The sequence below is a fragment of the Stenotrophomonas sp. CC22-02 genome, assembly GCF_004365115.1.
Classification (GTDB): domain Bacteria; phylum Pseudomonadota; class Gammaproteobacteria; order Xanthomonadales; family Xanthomonadaceae; genus Stenotrophomonas; species Stenotrophomonas forensis.
In genome coordinates this window covers 2,352,451-2,373,687 of sequence record NZ_SOCO01000001.1, presented here as the reverse complement: position 1 = coordinate 2,373,687, position 21,237 = coordinate 2,352,451, and the positions used below count along the sequence as shown (strand labels likewise).

The window sequence follows — 21,237 nt, the reverse complement described above, 5'->3', positions numbered from 1 at the left end:
CTCCAGCTCAGGGCTTGTTGGCGATCAGCGAAATCACTTCGAAGTGCGGCGGACGCTTCTCGCGGGTGACTGTTTCCAGGCTGGACACCTGCAGGCCGGCCTTGTCGACGAACCTGCGCAGCTCCTTGTCGCTGAAGCCGAGGTTGACGTGGCCGTAGGCCTCCACCGCCGCCTTGTGCTCGTGGCGGGCCAGGCTGCACAGCAGAAGGCGGCCGCCGGAGCGCAGCACGCGTGCGGCCTCGGTGACCGCTTGCGCCGGCTTGCTGGCGTAGGTCAGCGCATGCATCAGCACCACCAGGTCGAAGCTGCCATCCTTGAACGGCAGGGCATGCATGTCACCCTCGCGCACTTCCACGTTGGGCAGGCGGCGCAGGCGCTCGCTGGCCGCGGCCACCACCCGCGCGCTGGTGTCGATGCAGATGTAGCGCTTGGCGTGGGGGGCGACGAGTTCGGCCAGTACGCCGTCGCCGGACGCGATATCCAGTACGTCGCCGGTCTCCAGCAGCGGCAGCGCGGTCCGGGCCAGTGCTTCCCAGGTGCGTCCCGGGGAGTAGTGGCGTTCCATGTCGCCGGCCACGCTGTCGGCCCAGTTCTGGTCGGCAGCGCGGTGGGCCAGCACCGCAGCCACGCGTTCGGCATCCTGGCGCAGCAGCGGGTCATCGCTTCCGTTGCTCAAGGCGTGCCACAATGCGCGCTGCGCCGGGTCCAGCTGGGCCTCGTCGAAGCGGTAATAGGCCGACACGCCCGCGCGGCGGTCGCGGACCAGGCCGGCTTCCTTCAGGCGTGCCAGGTGCGTGGACACGCGCGGCTGCGCCAGGCGGGTGATCGCCGACAGCTCGGCCACGGTCAGCTCTTCCTGCTCCAGCAGCGCCAGCAGGCGCACGCGGGTCGCATCGGCGAACACCTTCAGGCGGGTCGACCAGTCTTCAAGATCCATAAATATCTACCTATCGCGATATAGAGATATATTCGCTGAGAGGGACTGTCGCGGTCAAGTCGCTGGCGTACGGATGCGACCGCGCCCCGGTACAATCGAGGGACCTGGGTGCGCCGTGCGCGGCCCATAACTTCATGTACCCGGGAGGGTGTTGTGGATTTCAGCTTTACTGAAGAACAGTTGATGCTGCAGGACGTGGCGCGGCGCATCGCGCAGGAGAAGATTGCCCCGAGCGCGGAGCATCACGACCGTACCGGCGAGTTCCCGCTGGACAACATCCGCCTGCTCGGCGAGAACGGCCTGATGGGCATCGAAGTGCCGACCGAATACGGCGGTGCGGGCATGGACCCGGTTGCGTACGTGCTGGCGATGGTGGAGGTCGCCGCCGCCGACGCCGCCCACTCGACCATCATGTCGGTCAACAATTCGCTGTTCTGCAACGGCATCCTCACCCATGGTACCGAGGCGCAGAAGCAGACCTACGTGCGTGCGATCGCCGAAGGCGAGGCCATCGGTGCGTTCGCGCTGACCGAGCCTCAGTCGGGCTCGGACGCGACCGCAATGCGTTGTCGCGCGGTGAAGCAGGCCGATGGCAGCTTCGTCATCAACGGCAAGAAGAGCTGGATCACCTCCGGCCCGGTGGCCAGGTACATCGTGCTGTTCGCGATGAGCGAGCCGGACAAGGGCGCGCGTGGCATCACCGCCTTCATCATCGATACCGACAAGGCCGGCTTCGGTCGTGGCAAGACCGAACCGAAGCTGGGCATCCGTGCCTCGGCCACCTGCGAGATCGAGTTCAACGACTACGTGGCCGCGGCAGAAGATGTGCTGGGCCAGGAGGGCGAGGGCTTCAAGATCGCCATGAGCGTGCTCGACGCCGGCCGCATCGGCATTGCCTCGCAGGCCATCGGCATCGCACGGGCCGCCTATGAAGCGACCCTGGAATACGTGAAGGAGCGCAAGGCCTTTGGCGCGGCCATCGGTACTTTCCAGATGACCCAGGCCAAAATCGCCGACATGAAGTGCAAGCTGGATGCAGCCCTGCTGCTGACGCTGCGCGCGGCATGGGTGAAGGGCCAGGGCAAGCGCTTCAGCACCGAAGCGGCGGTGGCCAAGCTGACCGCGTCGGAAGCGGCGATGTGGATCACCCACCAGGCGGTGCAGATCCATGGCGGCATGGGCTATTCGAAGGAAATGCCGCTGGAGCGTTACTTCCGCGATGCCAAGATCACCGAGATCTATGAAGGCACCTCGGAAATCCAGCGCCTGGTGATTGCCCGCAACGAGACCGGGCTGCGGTAGTTGCCGACACTGGCTGGCGTGGATTGAAGAGCGCCCACCCGGGTTGGCCTCTTCCACGTGGCAGGCAGGGCCCCGGAGCGTTCCGGGGCCTTGCCTCCGGGTGTGCTTCCCATTCAGCTGCCTTCGCAGGTCAACGTCCGCCCGTCCCAGCGGCAATCCATCTGGCCTGCGATGCCGCTGCCTTCGACAACGGTTACACCGTACAGTCGAGCGGTATCGATCCAGCGCTGCATCGCTTCCCCGTCTTCAAACTGATAGACACCCGCGAAGCCCTGTGCGGTGTCCGGATCGCTGGCAGCGCCATCGGCAATGCGGTTGCCCTGTGCATCCCTGCTTCCCCCTTGTACATACCTCGCTTCCCTGACCGAGTCGGGACGGATGAGGAGGGTGGTCTGTGAGCCATCCCGCCATGTGATGACATATATCGCTCCATCGATGCCCAGCGCCTTGCTGACGAAACTCAGGCCAATGGACGAGAGAAACGTCGCCATGCTGTTCCAGGCCGTCGAGTGGGTGGTCGCACCGGCGAACGCCTCGCCGATCTGGGCCTCAAGCCGGAAGCGGGCGGTTGCCATCTGCGCGATGTCATGCGCGTTGTGGCTTTTGAATTCTTCTGGAAAGGTGATGCCATTGGCCGCTGCCGGGTCATCGGGGTGGATTTCGAACTGTGCCCCCTCTGGCCGGCGCGGATGCCGCGCCGGTCAAGCATCCCCATGATGCGGTTGAACGACGCGATGATCGGATCCGGCACCCGTGTCTGGACTGCCCGGTATCTGTGAAGTTCGCGGTCGTACTCCACTTCGTAGCCGTGAAGCCTGCGTTGGCTGAAATCCGCGACGATGGTCAGACCCGTGCCGGATGTGAGCGCGAGCGCGCGTGGGTCCGCGCAGTTGTCGCAGATCAGCACGCCTGCAGCATGTGCCACGGGTGAGATCAACGCGCTCAGCCCCAGCAATGCGAGAAGCTGTAAGGTTCTTGGGAAAAGCGAACGACGCATGGAATCCTGCCTGATGTAGCTGTGGTAGAAGCCCTTTGTTAAGCCGCGGTTTCGCAGGAGGTTGTGACGGTTCGCCCAGTCGTGGCGTGACTGACGAAGTGCGACACGTGGGGGCGTATGTGGCTCTGCATCGCAAGGCGATTGCGATGCGCATCTTCCGCTGCGTGGATCGGTCCGGTCGCCTGGCTGCCGGAGGCGACATCCGCGGTTGGCCAACATCCGCTCCGGCACGTCGGAGCAGGCAACAGAAAAGGCCCCGGATCGCTCCGGGGCCTTTTCGTTTCAACCCAGCGCCGGATCAACGATCCGGGCGGTGGGCACTTTCGGCGTCGCGCTGGCGTTCCATGAACTCCCTGGAGGGTTCATCCAGCTTGTCGCCCAGCATGCGGCGCACGACCACGAAGAACACCGGGATCATCAGCAGGCCGAGCAGGGTGGCGAACAGCATGCCGCCGATCACGCCGGTACCGATGGCGTGGCGGGAGTTGGCGCCGGCGCCGGTGGAGATCGCCATCGGGATCACGCCCATGATGAACGCGAACGATGTCATCAGGATCGGGCGGAAACGCAGGCGGGCCGCCTCGATGGTGGCATCGCGCAGGTTCTTGCCCGCCGCACGCTGCTCCACCGCGAACTCCACGATCAGGATCGCGTTCTTCGCCGCCAGGCCGATCACGGTGATCAGGCCGATCTTGAAGAACAGATCGTTGGGCAGGCCGCGCAGCATCGACAGGCCCAGTGCACCGAGCACGCCCAGCGGCACCACCAGCAGCACCGCCACCGGAATCGACCAGCTTTCGTACAGCGCCGCAAGGCACAGGAACACCACGACGATCGACAGCACCAGCAGCAGGGTGGCGGCGTTGCCGGCCAGGATTTCCTGGTAGGACATGCCGGACCAGTCGTAGCCGAAGCCGGCCGGCAGGTCGTCGTTGACGATCGCCTCCATGGTCTGCATCGCTTCACCCGAACTGGTGCCCGGGGCCTGCGAACCGACGATGTTGATCGCCGAGTAGCCGTTGTAGCGGCTCAGCGACGGCGATGCCGACACCCATTCGGACTTGACCACCGTGTTGAGCGGGATCATCGCGTTGGTGCCATCGGCATTGGTGGTCAGGCTGGACGGGCTGTAGAAGCTCTTCAGCGACTCCTGGCCCGTGCGGTACGGGCCATCGGCCTGCATCGTCACGCGCTTGATGCGGCCCTCGTAGAAGAAGTCGTTGACGTACACCGGGGCCAGCATCAGCTGGATGGTGCTGTACACGTCCGACACCGACATGCCCATCGACTGCGCCTGCACGCGGTCCACGTGCAGCTGCAGCTGCGGGGCGTTTTCCAGCCCGTTCGGGCGCACGCCGACCAGTGCTTCGGGCTTCTGCGCGGCCTTGCCGAGCAGGATGTTGCGCGCCTGGGTCAGCTGTTCGTAGCCGGCACCACTGCGGTCCTGCAGCCACATGTCGAAGCCGCCGAACTGGCCGAGGCCCTGCACGGTGGGCAGGTTGACCACGAAGATCTGCGCTTCCTTGATGCCGTAGAACGCGCCGTTCATGTTCTGGATGAACTCCGGCGCGGTGAACTTGCGTTCCTCCCACGGCTTCAGGCGGATGAAGCCCATGCCGACGTTCTCGCCGGAACCGACGAAGCTGAAGCCGGCCACCTGCAGCATGCCTTCATAGCCATCCTGCTTTTCCAGGATGCCACGCATCTGCGCGAACACTTCGTTGGTCTGGCCCTTGGTCGAGCCCGGCGGCAGCTGCACGATCGCCAGCGCGTAGCCCTGGTCCTCTTCCGGCAGGAAGCTGCCCGGCATGCGGGTGAACAGGAAGCCGCACAGCGCGGTCAGCACCACGAACAGGATCATCCAGCGCGGCGCGTGGCGCACCGCCGAGGTGATGTGGCCCACATAGGTGTGGCTGATCTTGTCGTAGTACTTGTTGAAGGTGCGGTAGATGATGTTCGGGTTGTCGTTGTGCGTCGGCTTGAGGAAGGTCGCGCACAGCGCCGGGGTGAAGCCCAGGGCCAGGAACGCCGAGAACGCCATCGAGATGGCGATGGTCAGCGCGAACTGCTTGTAGATCTCGCCGGCCGCACCGCCCTGCAGGGCGGACGGGATGAACACCGCGGCCAGCACGACAGTGATTGCCACCACCGCGCCGGTGATCTGGGTCATCGCCTTCTGCGTGGCCGGCTTCGGCGCCAGGCCTTCCTCGGACATGATGCGCTCGACGTTCTCGATCACCACGATGGCGTCGTCGACCACGATGCCGATCGCCAGCACCATCGCGAACAGGGTCAGCTGGTTGATCGTGAAGCCGATCATCCACATGCCCAGGAACGTGCCGAGCAGGGCCACCGGGATGACCAGGGTCGGGATCAGGGTGGCGCGGAAGTTCTGCAGGAAGATCAGCATCACCAGGAACACCAGCAACACCGCTTCGAACAGGGTCTTGACCACTTCCTGGATCGAAATCTTGACGAAGGTGGTGCTGTCGTACGGCGAGAACCAGGTCACGCCGGACGGGAAGCTGGGCTGCAGCTCGTCCATCTTGCCGCGCACCGCTTCGGCCACGTTCAGGGCGTTGGCGCCCGGCAGCAGCTGGATGGCGAAGGCGCCGGTCGGCTTGCCGTTGTACTGGGTATCGAAGCCGTAGTTGTTGGCACCGAAGGCGACGCGGGCGATGTCCTTCAACAGCACGCGCGAGCCGTCAGCGTTGGCGCGCAGGATGATGTTCTCGAACTCCTGCGGCGAACTGAAGCGGCCTTCGGCCGAGACCGTGGCGGTGAAGTGCTGGCCTTCCGGCGACGGGTCCGAACCCAGCGCACCCGCGGCGAACTGCACATTCTGTGCGCGCACCGCCGCCAGCACCTGGCTGGCCGACAGGCCGTAGCCCTGCATCTTTTCCGGGTTCAGCCAGATGTTCATGGCGTACTCGGAACCGAACTGCTGGGTGCTGCCGACGCCGGGGATACGCGAGACCTGGTCGAGCACGCGCGAACCGACGATGTCGTTCAGGGCATCCCGGTTGATGGTCGGTGTATCGGACTGCAGGGCCACCACCATCAGGAAGCCGGCGTTGGCCTTGGCCACCACCACGCCCTGCTGGGTCACTTCCGAAGGCAGTCGTGGCGTGGCCAGCGATACCTTGTTCTGCACCTGCACCTGGGCGATGTCCGGATCGGTGCCGGTCTCGAAGGTCAGGGTGATCTGCGCCCGGCCGTTGGAGGACGAGGAAGAGCTGAAGTACAGCAGGTGATCGATACCGGTCAGCTGCTGCTCGATCACCTGGGTGACCGACTTCTCGGTGGTGTCCGCGCTGGCGCCCGGGTAGGTGGCCGAAACGGTCACCTGCGGCGGGGCGATGTTGGGATAGGACTCCACGCCCAGGTTGAGGATCGCGATCACGCCGCTGAGCGAGATCAGGATCGCAACCACCCAGGCGAAGACTGGATGCTCGATGAAAAATTTAGGCATGACGGAAGGTTCCCGTTACTGCTTGTTCGAATCGGTGGCGGCCGGCTTGGCCGCATCGGCCTGCTCGGGCTTGGCCGCGTCGGCCGGTGCCTTGCCGGCGGCCGGTGCCGCACCTGCCGGGGCAGCGCCGCCTGCGGCAGGCTTGCCGTTGGCGTCCTGCCCCGGGGTCCACGGCTTGGCCACCGCCGGTGCACCTTCCTTGACCTTCTGCACGCCGGCCACGATCACCTTGTCACCGGCGGCCAGGCCGTCGCTGACCAGCCAGTTGCCGTTCTGCGCGCCATCGGTCTTGACGTTCTTGCGCACCACCTTGCCGTCGGTGCCGACCACCATCACGTAACCGCCGGTGGTGTCGCGCAGCAGCGCCTGCTGCGGCACCAGGTAGGCGTTGTTGCGCTCGCCCAGGTTGGCCTGGAAGCTGACGAAGGCGCCCGGCAGCAGGATCTGCTGCGGGTTCGGCAGCAGCGCGCGCAGCGAGACCGCGCCGGTGGCCGGATCGACCGTGGTCGAGGAGAAGTCCAGCGTGCCCGGCTCGCTGTAGGTGGTGCCGTCGGCCAGCTTGACGCTGACGGTAGCCTTGCCATCGCCGGACAGGGCCAGTGCGCCCTTGGCCTGCTGCGCACGCAGCTGGGTCAGCTCATCGACGCTCAGCGAGAAGTTCACGTACAGCGGGTCGAGCTGGTCGACGGTGGTCAGCAGGGTCACATCGCCCTGGCCGACCAGCGCACCTTCGGTGACCTGCTGCTTGTTGGCCACGCCGCTGATCGGGGCGGTCACTTCGGTGTAGCCCAGGTTGATGCGCGAGGAGGTCAACGCGGCCTCGGCCTGCTTGACCGCGGCCAGGGCGGTGCGCTCGGCCGACTCGGCGTTGTCCAGGTCGGACTTGGAGACGAACTGCTGCGGGGCCAGCGAGCGCGCACGGTCGGCGGCGACCTTGGCGTTGGCATAGGTGGCGCGGGCCGAGGCCAGCTGCGCTTCGGAGGCGTTGAGCGAGGCACGCAGCGGCGCCGGGTCGATCAGGAACAGGGTCTGGCCCTGCTTGACCTGGGAGCCTTCCTGGTAGACGCGCTTGAGCAGCACGCCCGGAACACGCGCGCGCACGTCGGCGCTGCGGAACGGCGACAGGCGGCCGACCAGCTCGCGCTGCAGCGGCAGGGTCTGCGGCTTGGCGTCGATGACGCCCACCTCCGGCGGCGGGGGCGTCTGCTGTTCCGGCTTCTTGCAGGCGGCCAGAGCGACAGCAACGGCGCACGTCAAGGCAAGGGTGCGGAGTGGGGCGGTCATCAGGAGGAACTCCGGGGTTGGTTTGTAGACGGGGCCGGCGACGGCTGTGGCGCGAACGCGCGCAGGAAGCTGTCGACGGAGAACTCTGCCCAGCGCCGACGCAGCAGCGCGTCATCACGATGGGGGGTATGGAAGCGCTGTTTGTCGAAATCCTGACCGGCGATCATGCTCAGCAGCAGCTCGGCCATGAAGTGCGGGTCGTCATGCCGTAGCTGGCCCTGCATGCAAACGGTTTCAATCCATTCAGCAAGATGAAGCGTCAGCGCGCCGGCGCCATGCCGGTACAGCGTACGCGCCTCTTCGGGAAACTGGGACGCGTCGGCGGCGATCAGCCGACAGGCCTGTCCTACATGCGGTTGGCTGAAATGCTCCAGGAAGTCGGTGGCGAACTGGAGCAGGCTGGCACGCAGGTCGTCAGTGCGGAGTGCACGGACCATGGCCCCGGTGGCGTGGCCGACATGGCGCTGCATCACCCGGCGCAGCAGTTGCTGCTTGTTGCCGTAGCGCGAATAGAGGGTCTGCTTGGAACAGCCGGCCTGCTGGGCCACCGCGTCCATGCTCATCTGCATGCCCTGCTGCGCCAGCAGTTCGCGCACGGCGTCGAACACGCGCTCATCGCGTGCGTCGAGGGCAACGGGAAGGTAGGCCGGATTCACGCGGTGGACTATACCGTCCAGTTCAGGATTGTGGAATCGCATCGGCGTCGCCGCGTGTGTCTTCCGGTAACACGCTTTGCCGATCCTGTCTGCAGTGCTGAAACGGACGCCACGACCATACCGGTGCGAACTGAATAGGCGTCTAAACCGCAGCAAACCCGAATCTGCTTATTCCGTCCTGCAGCAAGGCCTTTTCGTGCGGTAGGGCTACAATTTCATTTTCCCAACTGAGCAAGCGCATCGCTCTGCCATGAAACCGCAAAAAACCGCAGCCAAGACCGTGAAAAACAAGACCAAACCAGCAGAGTCGGAGGTCGCAGTGACCGCTGGTTTCTCCCTGGAGCCGGTGTACACGGCCTTGCGCAAGCGCTACCCCGCGGCCGCACAGGCCGAAGCAGTGGCCTTCGCTACTGACTTCTACAAGCGCATGGAGTCGGACGAGTTCCCGCACCACAGCGCTGAAGAGTGGGCCGCTCTCGCGGCTGAGACGCTGGAATTCGCCCGTGCCCGCAAGGCCGGCAAGGCCAACGTCCGCGTGTTCAATCCGACCGCGAAGGCCAACGGTTGGGAATCGCCGCACACCGTGCTGCAGATCGTCAACGACGACATGCCGTTCCTTGTCGATACCGTCACCATGTCGCTGGCCGAGCAGGGCGTGGGCGTCCACGTGCTGGGCCACCCGGTACTGCGCTTCACCCGCGACAAGGCCGGCAAGCTGGTCAAGGTCGGCGAGGGTGATGCCGAATCGGTGATGCTGCTGGAGATCGACCGTCAGCCGGCCGAAGCCATGGCCGCCATCGAGCAGGCCATCAACAAGGCGCTGGATGAAGTGCGTGCGATCGTGCGCGACTGGCAGCCGATGAAGGACAAGGCGCTGGCGCTGGCCGACGACCTGGGCAAGCGCCAGCTGCCGGTCGACGATGCCTCGCGCAAGGAAGCACAGGAGTTCCTGCGCTGGGCCGCCGACAACCACTTCACCTTCTTCGGCTACCGCGAATACCGCGTCGAGAAGCAGGGCAAGGAAGAGGTGCTGGCACCGCTGAACGACACCGGCCTGGGCCTGATGCGCGGCAAGGACAAGTCCGCCGCCCGTCCGGTCAAGACCCTGGCCGCGCAGGGCCTGAACGCCACGTCCGGCTTGAAGGACGCGCTGATCCTGACCAAGACCAATGCCCGTTCGCGCGTGCACCGCGCCGGCTACATGGACTACATCGGCGTGCTGGAATTCGACGCCAAGGGCAAGATCATCGGCGAGCAGCGCTTCCTCGGCCTGTTCACCTCCAGCGCCTACAACCGTCGCCCGTGGGAAATCCCGCTGGTGCGCCAGCGCCACGAGCACGTGATGAAGCAGTCGGGCCTGGCCCCGGCCAGCCACAGCGGCAAGGCCCTGCGCCACATCCTGGAAACCCTGCCGCGCGAAGAGCTGTTCCAGTCCAGCGAGGACGAACTGTTCCGTACCGCGATGGGCGTGCTGGGCCTGCAGGAGCGCGTGCGCAGCCGCCTGTTCCTGCGCCGTGACAAGTACAGCCGTTTCATTTCCGCACTGGTCTACCTGCCGCGCGAGCGTTTCAACACCGACGTGCGCCTGCGCATCGAAGCGATGCTGAAGGACGCGCTGCACGGCGAGTACGTCGACAGCTCGGTGGTGCTGGGCGAATCGCCGCTGGCCCAGGTGCACCTGATCGTGCGCCCGAAGCCGGGTGAAATGCTCGACGTCGATACCGCCCAACTGGAGCAGAAGCTGGCCCAGGTGCTGCGCAACTGGCAGGACGACCTGCGCGAAGCGCTGGTGACCCGCCATGGCGAAACCGAAGGCCTGCGCATCGCCGCCCGCATCGGCAAGGCGCTGCCGGCCGGCTACATCGAAGACAACAGCACCGCCGTTGCCGCCAACGATGTCAGCCAGCTCGACGCCCTGACCGGCCCGGACGACCTGCGCCTGAGCCTGCAGGCGGTGCCGCGCGAAAGCGGCGATGGCCTGCGCCTGAAGCTGTACCGCCAGCTGGACGACATTCCGCTGTCGGACGCGCTGCCGATGATGGAAAACATGGGCCTGCGCGTGATTGCCGAGCGTCCGTACCGCCTGTCGGTCGACAACGCCCCGGTGTACGTGCAGGACTTCGAGGTCGAGTCGACCGCCGGCGCGATCGATGCTGCCAGCGTCGATGAAGCCTTCGGCGAGACCTTCGCCCGCGTCTGGCACGGCGATGCCGAGAACGACGGCTTCAACCGGCTGGTGCTGGCTGCCGGCCTGCATTGGCGCCAGGTCGCCATGCTGCGGGGCTACTGCAAGTACCTGCTGCAGACCGGCGTGCCGTTCTCGCAGGCGTATGTGGAAGGCACCTTCGCCCGTTACCCGCTGCTGGCCCGCCTGCTGGTGGAACTGTTCGAAGCGCGCTTCGATCCGGCCACCGGCCACGAGAGCAAGGACGACATCGCGGCTGGCCAGGCGCAGCTGAAGGCCCACCTCGATGTGCTGGCCGCCGGCGACGAGGCTACCCTGAAGGTGCTCAAGACCGTGGTCGACGCCCGCAAGGGTGACCGCGATGCACAGATGCAGGCCGCGCGCGATGCGCTGTTGAAGCTGATGGACCGTGTGTCCAGCCTGGACGAAGACCGCATCCTGCGTTCGTTCATGGGCGTGATCGACGCGACCCTGCGCACCAGCTACTACCAGACCGATGCCAACGGCCAGCACGGCCACGTGATCAGCTTCAAGTTCGATTCGGCGCTGGTGCCGGACCTGCCGAAGCCGCGCCCGTACCGCGAAATCTTCGTCTACGGCCCGCGCGTGGAAGGTACCCACCTGCGCTTCGGCGCGGTCGCCCGTGGTGGCCTGCGCTGGTCGGACCGTCGCGAAGACTTCCGTACCGAAGTGCTGGGCCTGGTCAAGGCGCAGATGGTCAAGAACACCGTCATCGTGCCGGTTGGCGCGAAGGGCGGCTTCTTCGCCAAGACCCCGCCGGTCAATGGTGATCGCGATGCGGTCTTCGCCAACGGCGTGGCCTGCTACAAGCTGTTCATCCAGGGCCTGCTGGACATCACCGACAACATCGTCAACAACAAGATCGTGCCGCCGGTGGATGTCGTGCGCCACGACATGGACGATCCGTACCTGGTGGTGGCTGCCGACAAGGGCACCGCGACCTTCTCCGACATCGCCAACGGCCTGGCCATCGCGCACGGCTTCTGGATGGGCGATGCGTTCGCCTCCGGTGGTTCGGTGGGTTACGACCACAAGGGCATGGGCATCACCGCACGCGGTGCGTGGGAGTCGGTCAAGCGCCACTTCCGTGCGCTGGGCCGTGACAGCCAGACCCAGGACTTCACCGCAGTCGGCGTCGGCGACATGTCCGGCGACGTGTTCGGCAACGGCATGCTGTTGTCGCGCCACATCCGCCTGGTTGCAGCCTTCGACCACCGCCACATCTTCCTGGACCCGAACCCGGATGCGGCCACCACGTTCGTCGAGCGTGAGCGCCTGTTCACCGTGCCGCGTTCGAGCTGGGCGGACTACGATGCCAAGCTGATCAGCAAGGGCGGCGGCATCTATCCGCGCAGCCTGAAGTCGATCGAGATCACCCCGCAGGTGCGTGAAGCGCTGGGCCTGGACGACAACGTCAAGGCGCTGTCGCCGAACGATCTGATGAGCGCGATCCTGAAGGCACCGGTCGACCTGCTGTGGAACGGCGGCATCGGTACCTACGTCAAGGCCGCCAGTGAGCAGCACAGCGATGTCGGCGACCGCGCCAACAACGCCCTGCGCGTGAACGGTGGCGAGCTGCGCTGCAAGGTGGTGGGCGAGGGCGGCAACCTGGGCATGACCCAGCTGGGCCGTATCGAAGCCGCACAGGCCGGCGTGCTGCTCAACACCGACTTCATCGACAACTCGGCCGGTGTCGACACCTCCGACCACGAAGTCAACATCAAGATCCTGCTCAACGATGTGGTGCGGGCCAAGAAGCTGACCGTCGAGCAGCGCAACAAGCTGCTGGCCTCGATGACCGATGAAGTCGCCGAGCTGGTGCTCAACGACAACTACCGCCAGAACCAGGCCCTGAGCCTGATGGAGCGGATGGCGGTCAAGCGCCTGGGTTCCAAGCAGCACTTCATCCGCACCTTGGAACAGCAGGGCCTGCTCGATCGCCAGATCGAGTTCCTGCCGTCCGATGCCGAGCTGTCGCAGCGCAAGGCGCGTGGCCAGGGCCTGACCCGTCCGGAACTGTCGGTGCTGCTGTCCTATTCCAAGCTGGTGGCATTCGCCCAGCTGCTGGATTCGGACATCCCGGAAGATCCGTACCTGTCCAAGGAGCTGCAGCGCTACTTCCCGACCCCGCTGCAGAAGAAGTACGCCGACGCGATGGAGCGTCACCGCCTGAAGCGTGAAATCATCGCCACGGCCGTGACCAACCAGACCATCAACCGCATGGGCGCCACCTTCCTGATGCGCATGCAGGAAGACACCGGCCGTTCCATCGCCGAGGTCGCCAAGGCCTACACCATCAGCCGCGAGACGCTGGATGCCCGCGCGCTGTGGGCGCAGATCGATGCCCTCGACGGCAAGGTGCCGGAGTCGGTGCAGATCGACGCGCTGGAAGTGATCTGGAAGCTGCAGCGTTCGTTCGTGCGCTGGCTGCTGTCGCGCCCGGGCGCGATGCCGGGCATCACCGAAGCGGTCAACCGCTACCAGGGTCCATTCAACGACATCCGCGTCGCTTCGGGCGTGCTGCCGGATTCGCAGCGTCCGACCTACGAAGCCCTGGTGGCCGAGTGGAAGGAAAAGGGCCTGCCGTCCGCGCTGGCCCAGCAGCTGGCCGAACTGCACTTCCTGGAGCCGGCGTTCGACATCATCGAACTGGCGCGTACCCGCAAGCTGAAGCCGGTGGACGTGTCCAAGGTCCACTTCCGCCTGGGCGACGCCCTGCAGCTGCCGTGGCTGTTCGAGCAGGTTGATGCGCTGGAGGTCAACGGCCGTTGGCACGCCGTGGCACGTGGCGTGCTGCGTGACGAGCTGGCGGCCAACCACCGCAACCTGGCCGGCCAGGTGCTGGGCACCAAGGGCAGCAGCGCGGAGGCCAAGGTCTCGGCGTGGATGGGCCGGGACGACAACAGCCTGCGCTTCACGCTGGCGATGCTGGCCGAACTGGCCGAGCAGAAGACCCTGGACTACCCGACCGTCTCGGTCGCGGTGCAGCGCCTGGGCCAGCTGGCTGCGCATGGTGCGTAAGCGCATTCGCGCTGACGCCCCACGGTTTGCTCTGCAAACCGTGGGCCCCACGCCAACCATGCTCCCAGATCTCCGCGCCGTTGGCGCGCCCCCCTGACTCAGGGGGGCTCCTGATCTGCAGCAGTTGGAGGAACGGCCCCGCGAAAGCGGGGCCGTTCTGTTTCTGCCTGTTTTCTGCGATCACTGACCCGACGCCGGTCGGCAACCTGTCAGGTGGATGACCGGCCCGTCCGCCGGGACCGTGAGCGCCATGGATGGCGCGACCGAGCCCCCATGGATGGGTTTACGGCGTGTCCCGGCGGACGGGCCGGTCATCCGCCCAGCGGGGTCCAACCCCCGGCGCTCGGTTATGCTCTCCCTCATGCCTTCCCCCGGATCCACCGATGAGCGACTCCCCCCGCATCGCTTTCCTGGCCAGCACCACCGAACCGGCGCAGATGGCCCGCGCGGCGATGGTCTCGCGCTATGGCGACTACGCGCCCGAGCAGGCCGATGTGCTGTGCCCGCTCGGCGGTGATGGCTTCATGCTGCAGACCCTGCATCGGCACGGGCACCTGGGCAAGCCGGTGTTCGGCATGAAGCTGGGCACGGTCGGCTTCCTGATGAACCAGTACCGTGGCGACGATGACGTGCATGCCCGCATTGCCCGCGCCGAGCCGGCCAACCTGCGCCCGCTGGAAATGGTGGCGTTGACCGAGTCGGGCACCAGTACCGGTTCGCTGGCCTACAACGACGTGTCGCTGCTGCGCCAGACCCGCCAGGCTGCGCATATCGGCATCGACCTGAACGGCCAGGAACGCGTGGGCGAGCTGATCGGCGACGGCGTGCTGGTGGCCACCCCGGCCGGCAGCACTGCCTACAACTATTCCGCGCACGGCCCGGTGCTGCCGCTGGGCTCACACACCATCGCGTTGACGCCGCTGGCCCCGTACCGACCGCGACGCTGGCGCGGGGCGATCCTCAAGGCCGACACCGAAGTGCGCTTCCGTGTGCTCGATCCCTACAAGCGCCCGGTCAGCGTGACCGCCGATTCGCACGAGACCCGCGACGTGGTCGAAGTGACCATCCGCGAGTCGAAGGACCGCCGCGTAACCCTGTTGTTCGACCCGGAGCACAACCTGGAAGACCGGATCCTGAGCGAACAGTTCGTTTTTTGAGGACAATGGGCGGCCGGCCGTGCCGACCGCTTGAAGGACCCCCACCGATGGGCGACAACTCCCCCCGTTTGCTGACCGTTGCGGTGACCTCGCGCGCGCTGTTCGACCTCGAGGAAAGCCATGCGCTGTTCGAAAGCGATGGCGTGGCGGCTTACGCCGAATTCCAGCGCCAGCATGAGGACGACATCCTCGGGCCCGGCGTGGCCTTCCCCGTGGTGCGCAAGCTGCTGGCGCTGAACCAGGGCGCCAGCCCGGAGAATCCGCGTGTCGAGGTGATCCTGCTGTCGCGCAACTCGGCCGATACCGGCCTGCGCATCTTCAATTCGATCCAGCATTACGGTCTGGGCATCATCCGTGCGACATTCACCGCCGGTGAGCCGACCTGGCCCTACGTGAAGCCGTTCGGGACCGACCTGTTCCTGTCGGCCAACCCGGAATCGGTGCGCAGCGCATTGCGCCATGGCATCGCGGCCGCGACCATCCTGCCCAAGCCGCCGGGCGAGACCGCAGCGGCAGCGGCCGACCAGATCGATACCGGTCGACCGGCCGGGCAGCTGCGCATCGCCTTCGACGGCGACGCGGTGATCTTCGGCGACGAGAGTGAGCGCATCTCGCGCGAGCAGGGCGTGGAAGCCTTCGGCCGCCACGAGCGCGAACGCGCCCGCGAACCGCTCAGCGGTGGCCCGTTCCGCGGCTTCCTGTCGGCTCTGCATACGCTGCAGGAGGTGTTCCCGGCCGGCGAAAGCGCACCGATCCGCACCGCGCTGGTCACCGCGCGCTCGGCACCGGCCCACGAGCGGGTGATCCGCACCCTGCGTGAGTGGGGCGTGCGCCTGGACGAGGCGCTGTTCCTCGGTGGCCGCCACAAGGGCCCGTTCCTGCAGGCGTTCGGTGCCGACATCTTCTTCGATGATTCGCAGCACAACATCGACAGTGCGCGTGAACACGTGGCTGCCGGCCACGTGCCGCACGGCGTCGCCAACGAGGGGTAGGGTCAGGTAGTTGCCAACCTTGGTTGGCACCGTCCTGGATCCATGCCCACCAAGGTGGGCATCTACCAGAGCGCCGCGCCCTGGTAGTCGCCAACCTTGGTTGGCATTGCCGTCAGGCCACGGGTCCGGTCACGGGCTGCCTGACATCCCCAACTGCAGGTCCACCACCTTCCAGCGCAGGCCCTGTGGTTCCAGCACCACCTTCAGTGGCGGCTGGCCGGGGCCGCGGTCGACGTCGACCACGAAGCGGTCCAGTGCTTCGAAGCGATGCTCGGCATTCTTCAGCGGCCGCGCCGGTTCGGTCGGGCCGAAGGCATCGCCGCCCTGCAGCTCATTGCGGCCGCGCTTCCACAGCACGTGGCCCTGCAGCATCGCGCCGATCCCGGTCGGGGTCACCATGGTGTCCACCGCGGCGCCGCCGAGCTGGTCACCCAGGCCGTAGAGCAGGGCGCCGAACGGGCTGGCCGCCACATCCGGGCCGGCCTGGCGCACCAGGTAGTCGTTGAGCTGCGCACGCAGGCTGCTGCGCACGCGCGGGAAATCGACGTAGCGTTGCAGTCGCGCGGTGTCGCGCTGCTCGATCGCCTTGGACAGCCCGTGCACGGTCAGGTAAGGGCCACTGAACCACCAGGCGGCGACGGCCAGGACGAGGGCAATCAGAGTGCCGATGAGTTTCTTCATGGCTCCCAGACTGCCGCAAAGGCGGCAAACGCGGGTTAAGCGTCAGTGACTGGGTGAGCCACGGCCATCGCCGAAGGCGGCCACCAGCTGTTGCCGCTCGGCCGGGGTCAGCGCTTCCAGCCGCGTCCCCAGTACGTCGTCCAGGCTGCGGATACGGGTGGTGCCGAGGATGCCGCTGGCCACGCCGGGATGGCCCAGTGCATAGGCGAAGGCGGTCCGGGCCGGGGGCTGGCTGTGGATCGCGGCCACGGCGCGCCGCATCTGGCGGGCACTGCGCATCAGCTGGCGGCTGCTGGGTTTCAGCCAGGCGCGCGCCAGGTACCAGGCATCGGCCAGCCGTGGCAGGCGCGGACGCGCGGGCAGCAGGTGACCCTGCGCGAGCACGGTACCGGCCAGCACGCCAATGCCCGCTGCCTGCAGCTGGTCGATCAGCGGTTCGCGGTCCTGCTGCAGGGCGTTGTAGTCCAGCAGCACCACATCGAACGCGTCGGGATGGGCAATCATCCAGCGCAGCGTCGAAGCCGAGTGGGTGTTGATGCCGGTGTGGCGGATCAGGCCGCGTTCGCGCAGGCGTCGCAGGGCCAGCAGCAGGTCATCGTTGATGTCGTGTTCGCTGGCGCCATGCAACTGGTAGATGTCCAGATGGTCCAGGCCAAGGTTGCGCAGCGAGGCCTCACAGCTGGCGGTGATGGCCGCGGGCGAGAAGTTGCGTTGCTCCGCGCCGCTGATGCCGGCCTGGCCGGTCAACGTGCCGCCTTTGCTGGAGATCACCAGCGCGTCGCGCGGGTACTGCTGCAGCAACGGGCGCAGGATGCGGCCCAGGCGCGGCTCGGCATGGAAACCGGAATAGTTGTGGCCGGTATCGAGCAGGTTCACTCCCTGGGCGAGCGCATGTTCGACCACGGCAGCCGCCTCGTGCTCCGGGAAGCGACGATGACCCCAGAAGCCGGAGCAGCCCAGGCCGATCGGTGAAACGGCCAGGCCGGTGCGGCCGAGCACGCGCCGCTGACGCGCCAGCGGAACATCCTGCGACATCAGAACTCCAGGTCCAGCGCGGCGCACAGGTAGTCGACGAACGGGCCGAGTGCCGCCAGGTCCTTGCCCAGCGTGGACAGCAGGCGCGGGCCAGTCATGGTGGCGTCGTCCAGCGAGCGCCACATCACCCAGTTGCGGTGCTTGAGGTCGTCGATGAACTCGAAATCAGCCGGGAAACCGCGCGGCGGCCGCACCAGCTTCTCACTCTCCTCGAAGTCGAAGCGCTTGCGCAGCGCGGGCGCGTGCGCGGCGGCCTTCCAGCTGCCCGGGTTGTCGAGGATGAAGTGGCGCACGCGGCGCTGCGTCTCCGGCTCGGGATGCCACAGGCCGGCGCCGACGAAGCTTTCACCCGGCTGCAGGTGCACATAGAACGAGGGCGCGGCGACTTCGCGGCGGCGCTCATGGAACAGGCGCGCACCCTGCCAGGTCTTGTAGGGCGATTTGTCGTTGGAAAAACGTGCGTCGCGATGGATGCGGAACAGCGAGCCACCGACGCCGCGGGTATCGGCGCGGAAATGGTCGCTGACCTCGGCCAACGCCGGCTGCAGGTCGCCCAGCAGGCGCAGGAACGGTTGCCGCACGTGGTCTTCGTACTGCTGGCGGTGGTCGTTGAACCACGCCTTTTCGTTATGCCGCGCCAGGCTGCGCAGGAACTTGAAGCTGGCGTCCGAGAAATAGGTACTCACAACGTCTCCTGCAGGTGCTGGCCCCAGTCGCGCAGCGACTGCAGCAGGGCCTGGCGCCGCGTATCGTCGGGTGCATCGGCGGCCAGTGCATCAAGCTGCTGCTGGTACTGGGGCAGGTTGAGTTCACCCAGGCCGCTGTCTCCAAGCAGGCGCTGGCGGCGGTAATCCTGCCAGCGCTGGCGTTCAGCCGGTGCGAGGCTGCCGGGATGGTTGCGCGCACGGTAGCGGAACAGCAGCTCGGGCAGGCGCGGGTCGCGGAAGCGGCCTTCCAGCGCGGTGAGCTGCTCCGGCGCGGTGGTGCGGGCCAGGGCAAGCAGCGGCTTGTCGCCGTTGCCGAGGAAGCCGTCGTACAGCGAGGCGTCGACGTCGGCCACGGTGGCGGCGCGGGGCTGGTTGTAGACCTGGCGTGCCTTCTCGGCCAGCTGCGCGGCGAAGGGGCGCAGCCGCTCGACCTTGGCCTCGATGGCCGCCACGTCCAGGCCCAGGCGCTCATGGTCGTCGGCACGCAGGTGGTTCCAGGCGATCAGTGCCGGCACCTTGTTCAGATGCACCTCTTTCAGCGGCACCCGTGCCACGCCTTCGGGAAGATCGCTGGCACGCATGTACAGGCGCTGTGCGATCACCTCGGCCGGCAGCTCCAGCAGGTCGTTGATGTCGCCATCGAGGTCGAACACGATCACCCGGTTGTTGATGGTCGGGTGCACCGCCAGCGGCAGCACCGGTGCCGCACACAGGCGGCTGGCCGGGTAGCGCATCGAGACGTGCAGCACCGGCTTCAACGCGGCGATGTCCAGCAGGCCACCAACGAAACGCTTGTCGCGAAGCTTCAGCGCGTACTCCCACAGGCGCGGCTGCGATTGCTTGAACAGGCGCGCCATGCCGATGGTGGCGCGCACGTCGGACAGTGCTTCGTGCGCATCGCCCTCGCGCACGTTGTTGGCTTCGGCCAGGTGTTCAAGCTTGAACGAGGTGGCGCCGTCTTCGCGCAGCGGCCACTGGATGCCGTCCGGGCGCATCGCGCGCATCAGCCGCAGCATGTCCAGCAGATCCCAGCGCGAATTGCCGTTGCGCCACTCGCGTTCGTACGGGTCATGGAAGTTGCGGAACAGGCCGTAGCGGATGAACTCGTCGTCGAAGCGCAGCGTGTTGTAGCCCAGTGCGCAGGTGCCGGGGCGTGACAGCTGTTCGTTGATGCGGTCGAAGGCCTCGGCTTCGCTGATGCCTTCTGCCATGGCCTGCTGCGGCGTGATGCCGGTGACCAGGGTCGCCATCGGTGACGGCAACAGGTCGTCGGCCGGGCGCACGAAGAAGCTGACCGGCGTTTCAATCTCGTTGAGGTCGGCGTCGGTGCGGATCGCGGCGTACTGCGAGATGCGCGTGCGGCGCGGGTCCTGGCCGAAGGTTTCCAGGTCGTAGAACAGGAAGCTGTCGGCCATCAGTGCGCGCCCTCCAGGACCGGCAGCTGCGCGTGGATCTGTGTTTCCAGCGCGGCCCAGTCGATGTTGTCCAGTGAATCGTGGCCGGCGGTGGCGGCTGCCAGCATGTCGCGCTGCAGCTCGGTGCGGCGCAGCGCTTCGGCGTAGGGCGTGTGCAGGAAGGTGACCATCGTGTAATGCGGCACGAAGCGGGTCGGCCAGCGCCGCTGCAGTTCCTGCTCCAGTTCGCGCTGCAGCAGGAACGCAGGATCTGCGACGCGGTCGCGCATTTCCAGGTAGTTTTCCAGCGCCATCTGCTGGATCGCGCGTGCATTCGGCTTGCGCTCGGCTTCGAACGCGGCGAACGCGCCTTCCAGATCATCCGCTTCCATCAGGTGGCGGGCCAGCGCCACGCAGTCCTCGAACGCACAGTTCATGCCCTGGCCGTGGAACGGCACCATCGCATGCGCGGCATCGCCGATCAGCACGGCGCGGCCGGCCTGGTGCCAGCGCTCCAGGGTGAGCGTGCCGAGCAGTCCTGGCGGATGCTGTTCCCAGTCTGCACGCAGGTTCGGAATCAGTGGCAGGGTATCGGCAAACTCACGCGCGAACAGCGCTTCGGCCTGCGCGCCGGTGTTGACGGTGGCGAAACTCGGATCGCCCTGGTTCGGCAGGAACAGGGTGACGGTGAAGGTGCCTTCGTGGTTGGGCAGGGCGATGCACATGTAGTGGCCGCGCGGCCAGATGTGCAGCGCGTTGCGCTCGATGCGGAAGCTGCCGTCGGCGGCCGGCGGGATCTCCAGCTCCTTGTAGGAGTGGTCGAGGAAGGCGATGTCCTCGCCCAGCGGCGCACGCCGGTTCATTGCCGCGCGCAGGGCCGATCCGGCGCCGTCGGCACCGATCAGGGTGTCGAAGCGGATGTCGTGCGGGCTGTCGTCGCGGTCATCGATGAAGCGCGCGTAGCCCGCATCGAAGTCGACAGTGTGCAGGCGGCGATGGAAGTGCACGATGGCGCCGGCCTGTTCGGCCAGTTCCAGCAGCGTGGTGTTCAGGTCGCTGCGATGGATCGACCAGATCACTTCGCTGTCGTCGCGGCCATAGCGCTGCAGCTGCGGTTCGCCGTCACGCGGATGCACCATGCGGCCGCGCATCATCACCGCGCGCGCCATCACTTCGTCCTCCACACCCGCCTGGCGCAGCGCGTTGCGCCCGCGCTCGGCCAGCGCCAGGTTGATCGAACGGCCGCTTTCGTAGTCGGCCACGCGCGGATCGCCGCGGCGCTCGTACAGGGTGATGCGCCAGCCCTGCCGTGACAGCAGGATGGCCAGCAGAGATCCGGCGAGGCCGGCACCGATAATGCTCAACGAGCGGGAGGCGTGTGCGATCAACGAACTGT

At 66.5% G+C, this 21,237-nt stretch carries 15 protein-coding genes; 5 read left to right on the top strand and 10 right to left on the bottom strand.

Annotated features, from left to right (window positions below; all coding sequences use genetic code 11):
- Window positions 1-7 precede the first annotated feature (7 nt).
- Window positions 8-937 (bottom strand): metalloregulator ArsR/SmtB family transcription factor, encoded by a 930-nt coding sequence (locus N440_RS10945; RefSeq protein WP_053511095.1) that lies wholly within the window; start codon window positions 935-937, stop codon window positions 8-10.
- Window positions 938-1,090: 153 nt separating this feature from the next.
- On the opposite strand from N440_RS10945, the gene N440_RS10940 reads away from it, so the two are divergent.
- On the top strand, window positions 1,091-2,239 hold the full coding sequence (locus N440_RS10940) for an acyl-CoA dehydrogenase family protein (protein ID WP_133935088.1): 1,149 nt from the start codon (window positions 1,091-1,093) through the stop codon (window positions 2,237-2,239).
- A 113-nt stretch (window positions 2,240-2,352) separates the two neighbouring features.
- On the opposite strand, the gene N440_RS20475 is transcribed toward N440_RS10940, so the two are convergent.
- Entirely contained in the window at window positions 2,353-2,730 is a 378-nt protein-coding gene (locus N440_RS20475) for a hypothetical protein (RefSeq protein ID WP_243831340.1), read from the bottom strand.
- An 18-nt stretch (window positions 2,731-2,748) separates the two neighbouring features.
- Between N440_RS20475 and N440_RS20470 the strand changes: the two genes are divergently transcribed.
- On the top strand, window positions 2,749-3,018 hold the full coding sequence (locus N440_RS20470) for a hypothetical protein (RefSeq protein WP_243831339.1): 270 nt from the start codon (window positions 2,749-2,751) through the stop codon (window positions 3,016-3,018).
- A 516-nt stretch (window positions 3,019-3,534) separates the two neighbouring features.
- On the opposite strand, the gene N440_RS10930 is transcribed toward N440_RS20470, so the two are convergent.
- The 3 genes from N440_RS10930 to N440_RS10920 are packed head-to-tail and all read right to left on the bottom strand — an operon-like array spanning window position 3,535 to window position 8,648.
- Entirely contained in the window at window positions 3,535-6,708 is a 3,174-nt protein-coding gene (locus tag N440_RS10930; protein WP_053450234.1) for a multidrug efflux RND transporter permease subunit, read from the bottom strand.
- Between the two features lie 15 nt (window positions 6,709-6,723).
- Window positions 6,724-7,992 (bottom strand): efflux RND transporter periplasmic adaptor subunit, encoded by a 1,269-nt coding sequence (locus N440_RS10925; RefSeq protein ID WP_049458761.1) that lies wholly within the window; start codon window positions 7,990-7,992, stop codon window positions 6,724-6,726.
- Window positions 7,992-8,648 carry a TetR/AcrR family transcriptional regulator gene (locus N440_RS10920; RefSeq protein ID WP_008265285.1) on the bottom strand — a complete coding sequence of 219 codons (657 nt, stop codon included), beginning with the start codon at window positions 8,646-8,648 and terminating at the stop codon, window positions 7,992-7,994. Before N440_RS10920 ends, N440_RS10925 begins: the two co-directional genes overlap by 1 nt.
- A gap of 250 nt (window positions 8,649-8,898) precedes the next feature.
- Between N440_RS10920 and N440_RS10915 the strand changes: the two genes are divergently transcribed.
- The 3 genes from N440_RS10915 to N440_RS10905 all read left to right on the top strand — a co-directional run bounded on the left by N440_RS10915 (window position 8,899) and on the right by N440_RS10905 (window position 16,024).
- Complete coding sequence (locus N440_RS10915; protein WP_133935087.1) at window positions 8,899-13,875, top strand: NAD-glutamate dehydrogenase domain-containing protein; 4,977 nt, start codon at window positions 8,899-8,901, stop codon at window positions 13,873-13,875.
- A gap of 383 nt (window positions 13,876-14,258) precedes the next feature.
- Complete coding sequence (locus N440_RS10910; RefSeq protein ID WP_049458758.1) at window positions 14,259-15,032, top strand: NAD kinase; 774 nt, start codon at window positions 14,259-14,261, stop codon at window positions 15,030-15,032.
- A gap of 47 nt (window positions 15,033-15,079) precedes the next feature.
- Window positions 15,080-16,024: a 5'-nucleotidase gene (locus tag N440_RS10905; protein WP_005410242.1), complete on the top strand. Its 945-nt coding sequence runs from the start codon at window positions 15,080-15,082 to the stop codon at window positions 16,022-16,024.
- A gap of 129 nt (window positions 16,025-16,153) precedes the next feature.
- On the opposite strand, the gene N440_RS10900 is transcribed toward N440_RS10905, so the two are convergent.
- The 5 genes from N440_RS10900 to N440_RS10880 are packed head-to-tail and all read right to left on the bottom strand — an operon-like array spanning window position 16,154 to window position 21,229.
- Window positions 16,154-16,705, bottom strand: coding sequence for a DUF2939 domain-containing protein (locus N440_RS10900; protein WP_133935086.1), 552 nt, complete (start codon window positions 16,703-16,705; stop codon window positions 16,154-16,156).
- A gap of 42 nt (window positions 16,706-16,747) precedes the next feature.
- Window positions 16,748-17,740, bottom strand: coding sequence for an aldo/keto reductase (locus tag N440_RS10895; RefSeq protein ID WP_133935085.1), 993 nt, complete (start codon window positions 17,738-17,740; stop codon window positions 16,748-16,750).
- Window positions 17,740-18,426, bottom strand: a complete 687-nt coding sequence (locus N440_RS10890) for a DUF2461 domain-containing protein (protein WP_008265662.1) — start codon at window positions 18,424-18,426, stop codon at window positions 17,740-17,742. The genes N440_RS10895 and N440_RS10890 overlap by 1 nt, the downstream gene beginning before the upstream one ends.
- Window positions 18,423-19,862, bottom strand: coding sequence for an exodeoxyribonuclease I (gene sbcB / locus N440_RS10885; RefSeq protein WP_133935084.1), 1,440 nt, complete (start codon window positions 19,860-19,862; stop codon window positions 18,423-18,425). The genes N440_RS10890 and sbcB overlap by 4 nt, the downstream gene beginning before the upstream one ends.
- Window positions 19,862-21,229 (bottom strand): NAD(P)/FAD-dependent oxidoreductase, encoded by a 1,368-nt coding sequence (locus tag N440_RS10880; RefSeq protein ID WP_133935083.1) that lies wholly within the window; start codon window positions 21,227-21,229, stop codon window positions 19,862-19,864. Before N440_RS10880 ends, sbcB begins: the two co-directional genes overlap by 1 nt.
- Window positions 21,230-21,237: the final 8 nt, after the last annotated feature.